Annotated in this window: 6 protein-coding genes; 4 read left to right on the plus strand and 2 right to left on the minus strand. The window is 46.6% G+C overall.

All coding sequences use genetic code 11. The annotated features are described in order from the left end of the window. The 4 genes from ACKI61_RS12030 to ACKI61_RS12045 all read left to right on the plus strand — a co-directional run. Positions 1-463 (plus strand): N-6 DNA methylase (locus ACKI61_RS12030; RefSeq protein ID WP_407457931.1); only part of this gene is annotated, 463 nt, incomplete at its 5' end. Continuing rightward, entirely contained in the window at positions 460-2,328 is a 1,869-nt protein-coding gene (locus tag ACKI61_RS12035; protein ID WP_407457932.1) for a restriction endonuclease subunit S, read from the plus strand. The genes ACKI61_RS12030 and ACKI61_RS12035, both read left to right, overlap by 4 nt. Positions 2,329-2,648: 320 nt before the next feature. Next, a complete protein-coding gene (locus ACKI61_RS12040; protein ID WP_407457933.1) occupies positions 2,649-3,407 on the plus strand; it encodes a zeta toxin family protein in 759 nt (252 codons plus the stop codon). Positions 3,408-3,412: 5 nt separating this feature from the next. Further along, on the plus strand, positions 3,413-6,694 hold the full coding sequence (locus ACKI61_RS12045) for a type I restriction endonuclease subunit R (RefSeq protein ID WP_407457934.1): 3,282 nt from the start codon (positions 3,413-3,415) through the stop codon (positions 6,692-6,694). Positions 6,695-6,708: 14 nt separating this feature from the next. On the opposite strand, the gene ACKI61_RS12050 is transcribed toward ACKI61_RS12045, so the two are convergent. Beyond that, positions 6,709-8,031, minus strand: coding sequence for a TolC family protein (locus ACKI61_RS12050; RefSeq protein WP_407457935.1), 1,323 nt, complete (start codon positions 8,029-8,031; stop codon positions 6,709-6,711). A gap of 89 nt (positions 8,032-8,120) precedes the next feature. Next, positions 8,121-10,265: efflux RND transporter permease subunit (locus ACKI61_RS12055; RefSeq protein ID WP_407457936.1), on the minus strand; the 2,145-nt coding region annotated here is incomplete at its 5' end.

Consider the following 10,265-nt stretch of genomic DNA (forward strand, 5'->3'; position numbering starts at 1 on the left):
CGCGGAGAAGAAGATTCGCAAATACCTGATCGACAACAACTATGTGGACTGCGTGATCCAGCTGCCGGCAAACCTGTTCTTCGGCACGTCCATCGCCACCTGCATCATGGTGCTGAAGAAGAGCAAGACGGACAACCGGACCCTGTTCATCGACGCCACCAAGGAATGCATCAAGGTGACGAACAACAACAAGCTGACCCCCGCCAATATCCAGCGCATTGTGGATACCTATGCCCATCGCAAGGAAGACGCCCATTTCTCCCATCTGGCGGATTATGACGAAGTGGCGGGCAATGACTATAATCTTTCCGTCTCCACCTATGTGGAAGCGGAAGACACCCGTGAACAAATTGATATCCAGGTGCTGAACGCCCAGATTGCCGAAATCGTTGCCAGGGAAGCCACCCTGCGTCAGGAAATTGATGCCATCATTGAAGAAATTGAAGGCGAGGGGCAGGCATGAGCAAGCTGGAAGAATTGATTCAGGAACTGTGCCCGGATGGGGTTAGTGTATATAGAATAGATCAATTGTGTTCTATATCACGAGGCCGTGTAATGTCCAAGGACTATATAAACGAAAATAAAGGCTGTTTTCCTGTCTATTCATCTCAAACCGAGTTGGATGGGGAACTTGGTCGTATTTCTTCCTACGATTATGACGGAGAATATCTTACTTGGACAACCGATGGAGCAAATGCTGGAACTGTATTTTACCGAAATGGAAAATTCTCAGTTACTAATGTATGCGGTATTTTAGGAGTAAACAATGAGAAGATTATAACTAAATATCTATACTATTCACTAAAGCGTGAAGCACCAGCACATGTAAATAGCGGTATGGGAAATCCAAAGTTGATGAGCAATGTAATGGCACGTATTCAAATTCCCGTCCCGCCCATTGAAGTGCAGAGTGAAATCGTGCGTATATTGGACAAGTTCACTACGCTTACAGCGGAGCTTACAGCGGAGCTTACAGCGCGTCGCAAGCAGTACGAGTACTACCGCGACGCGCTGCTGTCCTTCGGAAAAGTTAGCCCCCCCCTAACATTTGGTTTAAACAACGAAGAAGTAAGGTGGATGACCTTGGGCGAGATAGCGACAGATATTTTCCGTGGAGCAGGAATAACAAGAGACCAGATTACACAATCTGGCATTTCCTGTGTTCGCTATGGAGAAATCTATACCACCTATGGCGTTCACTTTGACAAATGCGTTTCCCACACCAAGTTGGAGAACATCCCTTCTCCAAAGTTCTTTGAACATGGAGATATTTTATTTGCTATTACGGGTGAAAGCATCGAAGATATTGCCAAAAGCACAGCGTACATGGGAAAAGAAAAATGTTTAGCTGGCGGTGATATTGTTGTGCTAAAGCATAAGCAAAATCCCAAATACCTTGCATACGCTTTATCTACAACGGACGCACAAAAACAAAAAGGCGCTGGCAAAGTCAAAAGTAAGGTCGTTCATTCAAGTGTACCCGCCATTAGCGAATTGAAAATTCCTGTTCCTTCGCTCGCCTTGCAAGAAAAAATCGCGAATGTTCTTGACAATTTCGATGCGGTTTGCAACGACCTAAACATTGGTCTTCCTGCCGAGATTAGTTTGAGGAAGAAACAATATGAGTATTATCGCGACAGGATTCTGTCCTTCAACACAAATGTAAACAATTCTATACACGGGGGGGGTAATCTCCAAGACGAGATAAAACTACTCCAGTATGTATTTGGTTATGCTATGGTAAGATTGGGTGACATTGCAACGATTATGCGTGGAGGAAGTTTCCAGAAGAAAGACTTCTCGGCTTTCGGCGTTCCCTGCATCCATTACGGTCAAATCTATACCAAGTACGGTTTACACGCTGATAAAACGTTCACATTTATCAGTGAAACTGCGGCAGAAAAACAAAAATTCGCAGAGCCAAACGATGTTGTAATGGCAGTGACCAGCGAAAACGTAGAAGATGTTTGTAAATGCGTTGCATGGGTCGGAAAAGAGAAAATCGCCGTTAGCGGTCATTCTGCCATTATCCATCACAATCAAAACGCAAAGTATCTGTCCTATTACTTCCACACATCAATGTTCTTTGAACAAAAGCGAAAGCTCGCTCATGGAACAAAGGTCATTGAAGTCACGCCCGACACTCTCACAAAAATTCAAATTCCCATTCCTACACTTTCCGAACAGGAACGTATCGTTGCGATTCTCGACAAGTTCGATGCTCTTGTAAATGACCTTTCGCAAGGCATCCCCGCCGAAATCGAAGCAAGAAAAAAACAATACGAATATTATCGGGATAAACTGCTTTCGTTCAAAAAAGCCGGATAAGCCCAATATTTGAATGCGAACGACTTTCTTTTTCCGCATATTATTATATATTTAAAGGGAAAAGACTTGTTTTTCATGTTCAATAGGTAAATCATGGCCGTAGCAACAAAAGAATCCATAACCGAATCGTCCGACATAAAGAAACGCCAATCGGTATATTCCAGGGCGGGTGTTGCCGCTTACAAGAAAGCTCTCTTGAGCGGAGTCCCGGTCTGCTTTACCGAAGGAACTGTTATCTACAAGATGTTCCCTAGTGGAAGAAAAACTAGCATCGGGCATGTAAAACCGCCAGTGAAGCTATCCAAAAAGGTTTTCTCCATATGATAACGAAGCGCTTCAGGGTTTTCGCCGGTCCCAACGGTTCTGGCAAATCCAGTCTGTATGACTATCTCGTGAAGCAGAACTTCTTCACCGAAAGGCTTGATGTCAATGCAGATAAAATCGCCAAAGATTTAAAACAGAAGGGGTTCAGCGTCAAGGGCTGGCCCATTTCATGTAGTGTGGACGAATTTCTTGCATCCGCCCGCAAAAATACCCGCCCCAGCAACGACATTACCATCGAATACATCCAGAAGAAAATTGCATTCGAAAAGAGTCTTTTCACTTGGAAGGGAAAAAGGGACTACAAGACTATCAACACGATCGCCGCCTACCTTGTTGATTACCTGACGACAAAGATGCTCGAAACCGACGGCACGTTTTTCTACGAGACTGTCTTTTCGCACAAGTCAAAGCTGCAATTGTTGCAAGAAGCAAAGGCCAAGGGGTTCAAGGTTTATCTCTACTTTGTTTCGACCCAGGACCCGGCAATCAACTGGGAACGCGTTCAAAGCCGTGTACGGCAAGGTGGTCACAAAGTTCCCAAGGAAAAGGTGTTCAGCAGGTATTACAACTCTCTTGAGAACCTTTATCCAGCCCTAAAGATTGCCGACCGAGTCTATTTTTTTGACAACTCAGAATCGGGCAAGACTTCTTACTTGAATTTTGCCGAATGCAGGGATGGCGAGATTGTCTTTACGGAAGGAATAGACGAAGTTCCCGAATGGTTCAACAAGTACGTGATAGAAAAGACAAAGTGACCACTATGTACAATACCGTTGCCCAGACAAGTGAATCTACCGTCGTTGCCGAATACAGGCCGATTCGTTCCAAGTCAAGCGCCTACCAAAGCGAAGCTGACCTTGAACGCGAGTTCATCAAGCAGCTACAGGCACAGGGCTACGAGTATCTTAGAATCAAGTCCGATGCAGACTTGATAGCAAATCTTCGCAAAAAGCTCGAAGAACTGAACCACTACAAGTTCAGCGACGACGAATGGGAACGTTTCTACAAGCAGGAACTTGCAAACGCAAATCAGGGCATCGAAGAAAAGACAGCAACAATCCAGGAAGACTCCGTAAAGACATTCAAGGACGACCACGGGCGTTCAAAGAACATTACGCTTATCGACAAGAAGAATGTCCACAATAACAGTGTCCAGGTCATAAACCAATATGTCATTGGAGAAGACCAGGGCGCAGCTCATGACAACCGCTACGATGTGACAATTCTCGTAAACGGCTTGCCGCTTGTTCATGTGGAACTCAAGCGTCGCGGCATTTCCATCAAGGAAGCATTCAACCAAATCAACCGCTACCAGCGAGACAGTTTTTGGGCTGGGACAGGGCTTTTCGAGTTCATCCAAATCTTTGTCATAAGCAACGGAACAGAAACTAAATACTATTCAAACACCACACGCGACGGCCATCTGAAAGAAGCAGCGGGGCGCCGTGGCAGAGTCAAGACTAGCAACAGCTTTGAATTTACAAGCTACTGGTCTGACGGCAACAATAAGAATATACGCGACCTGGTGGATTTTACCGCCACATTCTTCGCGAAGCATACAATTTTGAATGTTCTCACCAAGTATTGCATCTTTACAGAAAAGAGAATATTGATGGTGATGCGTCCCTACCAGATTATGGCGGCGGAACGCATACTGGAGCGTCTGAAAACCTCGACTACCTACAAGAAGATGGGAACGATCGATGCTGGCGGCTACATATGGCATACGACTGGTTCGGGCAAAACACTGACCAGTTTCAAGACGGCTCTCCTGGCTTCACAAATGGAGGCTGACGAAAAGGACAAAATCGACAAGGTGCTCTTTGTCGTCGATAGACAGGATTTGGACTATCAGACGATGCGCGAATATGACAAATTCCAAAAAGGCGCCGCCAACGGGAACACATCTACAGCAATTCTCAAAAGACAGCTGGAGAACAGAAACGAGAAGGGCGGTGTACAGGAATACAAAATCATCGTCACAACCATTCAGAAACTGGGCTGTTTCATCAAGCAGAACAAGACGCACGAAATCTATAACAAGCACATCGTCCTTATATTCGACGAATGCCATAGAAGCCATTTTGGCGAGCTGCATCAACGCATTACAAAGACTTTCAAGAACTACCATATTTTCGGCTTCACGGGAACACCCATATTCCCACAGAACTCCGGCAGCGGCAAGCTCCCGCAGTTAAAGACAACGCAGCAGGCCTTTGGCGACAAACTCCATCACTATACCATCGTAAACGCCATCAATGATGGCAACGTTTTGCCGTTCCGCATTGACTACATAAACACAATCAAGGCAAAGAAGGGTGGCAGCGACAAGCAAGTTTCTGCAATCGAGACGGAAGAAGCCTTGCTTGACGGGAAACGCATCAGCGAAATCGTCAAATATGTACTTGACCACTTCGACCAGAAAACAAAGCGCAACGAGGCGTACGCACTGGAAGGAAAGCGTCAATATGGTTTCAACTCAATCTTCGCGACTGCCTCTATCCCTGCTGCAAAGCTATACTACAATGAATTTAAGAAGCAAATTGCAGAGCGTAAGCCAGGAGAACCTGGTGCGGGTTTAACCATTGCAACCATTTTCAGCTACGCTCCAAACGAAGAAGATTCAGGCATCCTGCCCGAAGAAGACTTGGATTCCCCTGACGGCCTTGACCAATCTTCAAGGGATTTCCTGGAATCTGCAATTTACGATTACGACAAGACTTTCAAGACTAACTTTAGCGGAAAGAATAAGAGCGCAAAGGTTGTCGCAAGCAAGGGCGGAAACTTCGACAACTACTACAAGGATTTGTCGGAAAAGATGAAGACTAGGCAGGTGGACCTGCTTATCGTCGTAAACATGTTCCTTACAGGCTTTGATGCAACCACGCTGAATACGCTATGGGTCGATAAGAACCTACGCCAGCACGGCCTGTTGCAAGCCTATTCCCGTACAAACCGTATTCTCAACTCTGTCAAGACATTCGGAAACATCGTATGCTTCCGTTCTCTCCAAAAAGAAACGGACGATGCAATCGCTCTCTTTGGCGACAAGGATGCAGGTGGAATAGTCCTTCTAAAGACATTTAAGGATTATTACGAGGGCTACACCGACAAAGGCAAGCACGTCAAAGGCTACCTCGAAATCGTTGAGGAACTCGAAAAGAAGTTCCCGCTCGAATACCTGACAAGCGGAGAACCTATTGGCGAGAAAAATGAAAAAGAGTTTATCCAGCTTTACGGCGCCTTGCTCCGCCTAAGAAACATTCTCAACTGTTTCGACGAGTTCAAGGACGACGAATTTTCCGCAAGGGCCTTGCAGGATTACCAGGGCGAATACCTGCGTCTTTATGAAAAATATAAGCCGCATCCAGGCGAGAAGGAAAGTATCAAGGAAGACGTTGAATTTGAAATCGAGCTTATCAAACAGGTGGATATTACCATCGACTACATCCTTGAACTTGTCGCCAAATACCACAAGAGCCACTGTAAAGACAAGACCATTCTTGGCGAAATCAACAAGGCCGTAAACGGTTCTATTGAACTACGTAGCAAGAAAGAACTTATCGAAGCGTTCATCGAACGGGTGAACACCAAGACAAACGTGGATAAGGACTGGCGTGAGTTCGTCCGCGAAAGTCGCGACGCCGACCTTGAAGAACTTATCAAGACAAATAAGCTCAATGATGAAAAGACTCGCCAGTATCTTGCAGATGCATTCAGAGACGGCAGCATGAGCGACATAGGCACAGGACTTCCTGCCCTCATGCCGAAAAAGAGTCTTTTTGCGAAGAAGGATGAAAGCTCCGAAAATAGAAGCGAATTGAAGAACAGAATCTTTGCGCTGTTGAAGAACTTCTTTGACAAGTATTTTGGAATCTGCGGATTCGAAGAAGATGAGGCTTCATCGCAGAAAAAAGCAGATAGCAATCTCATAAGTATGAAAGAAGCCGAAGAGATCATGCATGAAGCTGAAGAACTCAAAGATTTGCAGCTTTACAAAAATGTTGCCGAACCCCAAAAGAAGTACTCTGCAAAAAAATAGCTTGGCGGAAACCGTTACCGACCGGTCGCTGTCAGATAGGCGCAGATGGCGGTGTAGTAGCCCGTTACCGCTTCGGTGTAGCCGTCGCTTGCCTGCTGCCGTAGCGTCTCTGCTTCAAGCATGTTGCTGAGTGTTGCGGTACCGGCATTGTAGAATTCTCGCTGCATCCGCAAGTTTTCTTCGGCCTGGGAAACGGCATCGCGGCTGATTTCAATCTGCCTAAAGGATTCTTCGAGCGTATTCCACTTGGCATCGATATCCACCTTGATAAGGTTCTTGTTCTCGGCTTCGTCGATGGCCGCCTTTTGCGCCTTCAGGTCGTATTTTGCCGTTGAATAGCTGTTGCCCCACCAGTCCGAAATGGGGACTGTCACCGATGCAAACAAAATCCCGTTTACGGCATCGTCGTCCAGCAGATTCTGGTACAATAGGCTCGCACCAACCGCCACGGTGGGGAGGGTCTTTCCCCTTTCCATTGAACGTTCTTTTTCGGCGACTTCGCGATTTACTGCGAGCAGTTTGCTTTCGACCCTGCGTTCCACAGCCTCGTCGGCGGATATCCTGTATTCTTCGGGCGGGTGTATATTGTCGAGAGACGCCTCGGCCAAGTCGAAATCGCTGTCACCTAGGTTCATTTGCCGTGCCAGCATGAGCTTTGCGACCGATATGCCGTTTTCTACCTTGAGACGGTTGCTTTCCAGTTTTTTCTTTTCGAGGTCCACACGGAGCAGGTCGTTTTTGACGGCGACACCCGCCTCTACAGCAACTTGTACATCGGCCCGGATGGCATCTACCTGTTTTTCGGCCTCGGCGATGGTCTTCATCTTTTCCTTGAGCGAAACAATCAGCCAGTAGTAGGTTTCCGTATTCTTGCGGACTTCGGTTTCTGCAAGGTGTTCCTGCAATTTGGCAGCCTTTGTGCCGATTTTTGCCAGTTGGTTCCCGTTGTAGATTTGCCCGCCCGCAAATATGGGCTGCACCAGGGTCAAGTGGCCTACGATTCCCCTGTCAATCATTTTCATGTTGTAGGTGGTCGGTATTGCGGCAAGCATGGTAGGGTCAAGCCCCATTTGCATCATGGTCGGTGCAAATTGTTGGCCCATACCCTCTATTTCTGACGACATGTCGATCTTCTGCTTTACCAGATAGTCGTTTGCCATGAACGCGAAACCGCCTGCAAAGACCTTCGGAAAATATGCCGGAAAGGCGCTGCCTTCCGTTTCTTCTGCCATTTGCCGGTTCACCTTGGCGCTCTTGAGGGTCGCATTGTTCTCGCGAGCAATACGCAGGCAGTCGTCAAGCGTATAAATATCCGCCGCCAGCAAAGCAGAATGCAAGCCAAAAATAAAAGCCGCTATTTTAACATACAATTTATTCATAATTTTAAATCCAAATTCACTTCACACTACACACTATACTCCCCACATTACACACTTTTCCTCAGCCTCACCCGTACTCCGCTCACCTTCCAGTAGAGAACCGGCAATACCGTGAGAATAAGACACATGGTAATGAGTGTTCCAAAGCAAATTACCACGCCCATCGGCATCCATAGGGAACTCCCGCTCATAATCATCGGAATCACTCCCACCGAAGCTGCGGCCGAAGTCAAGAATATTGGACGCATACGCCTAAGTGCCGAGTTAAAAATTGCCGTCTGAGCGTCGCAATGTTCTTCGTGCTTGAGTTCTTCGGCATAGTCAATCATGATAATGCCGTTACGTACCATAATTCCAAGCAAACTCACAATGCCCAAAACGCATGTCACGCTAAAATCAAGATTCGCGATAGCCATGGACATTCCCGTACCAAATGCACAAAGCGAAAGTGAACCAACAAGCAAAACAGCTGTTGAAACTTTCTTGAAATGCCATAGCAGAATAAAGAAGATGATGATTACCGCAGCCGCCAACGAAGTGATAATACGCGGCATCTGTATATTCACAATCTCTCCCTCTCCACCAATTTCAACGCCGACATTTTCAGTCTTGGCAATTTCACGAACTTTCTGCAAATAATCCCTTGCCGCACTATTAGCACTTTTACCGTATGCAAGTTCTGCTGAAACCGTCACCACCGGAAACCCGTTACGACGCGTCCGTTCTCCGTCGTAGAAAGCGGGCTCTAAATCTGCAATTTGTCGCAGCGGAACATTTTCAAGCCCTCCAAATGTTGAAACCTTCTCGTTTGCCAGCGTTGCAACATCGGCACTATCGGCATTTGTCCCCTTCAACACCACGGGAATATTGCGATCGCCCTCCCATAGGCTCGCTACAGGAATGCCGCCGCTGTATCGTGCAGAAAGGAGCGACTGCGCAATCATCTGGTTTATGCCCAGTTTCGATGCTTCCTCTTTCAACTTGACTTCGACACTATTCAGTGGTTCCTTGAGGCTAGTGCGCACCATGTAGAAATCTGGAATGGAGCGCAGATAGTCTGCAATCTTATTGGCGGCTCGCTTAATCTCTACTTCAGATTCTCCTGTTAAACGATACTCAATCGGTGACATCGCATCGCTGTAGCTCAATTGCTTAAAGCGCACAAAGGCATCGGTAAAATGTTCCGCATACTTCTGGGCATATTCCTCAATAATCTCATCCGTTGCTTTGACGTCCTTCGTATTCACGATAAACTGCGCAAAATTCGTTCCACCGAATTGCGGAGCGTATGTCAAGTGGAATCGCGGCGAAGACATTCCCATGAAACAGGTTATGGACTTGATTCTCGTGTCGTGTTCGAGTATTCGCTTCATACTGTCGGCTACCGCAGAAGTTCTTTCAATGGATGTCCCTGTAGGCAAGAATATCTCGACAGAGAATTGGTTCCGCTGTGCAATCGGCAGCAACCGAATGGGGCGCTCCCAAATGGCGACAGCTCCGACAACAACGCACACGATGGCAATTACAACAATCGTTTTCGGGAATTTGAAACAGACCTTAAGAATCTTTTCATAAACGGCATTGGATACCGATTCAAAATTAAACTTGCACTGTTTACGCTTATGCGGTTTAAGGAACGCAAACTGCAAGTACGGCACCACCAAAACAGCCACCCCAAGGGAAACCATCAAGACAATCGTCATCGCCCACGGGAATGATTGCAAAAAATCATTGAACATTCCCTTCATAAAGACTAGGAACGGGAAGAATGTAATGCTGATGGCAAGTGTCGCCGAAAAGATGGACTTGAAAAAATGCGAAGCGCTATTTGCCGCAGCACGCCAACGGGGTACTCCTTCGGCAATCTTTTCCTGATAATCGTCCAGAATCACGATAGAATTATCGACAATCATTCCAAGTGTTAAAATCAAGACGGCCAATGTCACCGTATTCAGTTCAATGCCGAATACGTAGAAAATTCCAAGAGCGATAAAGATGCTCACGGGAATCGTTCCCGCTGCCACCAAGGCCACGCGGAAAGGCTGCAACAACATCACTACAATTACCACCGAAATAATGGCTATCAGCAATTCCTTGAGAAAGTCCCGAATACTCACGGCAACGACTTCCGTCTGGTCTGTCACACGCCTCATCTTGACTTCTTCGGGTAATTCATTTTCAAAATCGCGCAG

Origin of the sequence: Fibrobacter sp. (genome assembly GCF_045601785.1) — a bacterium.
GTDB lineage: Bacteria > Fibrobacterota > Fibrobacteria > Fibrobacterales > Fibrobacteraceae > Fibrobacter.

Excerpts from the sequence above, each read along its gene's own strand:
- ACKI61_RS12040 (WP_407457933.1), top strand. The coding sequence starts at position 2,649 with ATGATAACGAAGCGCTTCAGGGTTTTCGCCGGTCCCAACGGTTCTGGC.
- ACKI61_RS12045 (WP_407457934.1), top strand. The coding sequence starts at position 3,413 with ATGTACAATACCGTTGCCCAGACAAGTGAATCTACCGTCGTTGCCGAA.
- ACKI61_RS12035 (WP_407457932.1), top strand. The coding sequence starts at position 460 with ATGAGCAAGCTGGAAGAATTGATTCAGGAACTGTGCCCGGATGGGGTT.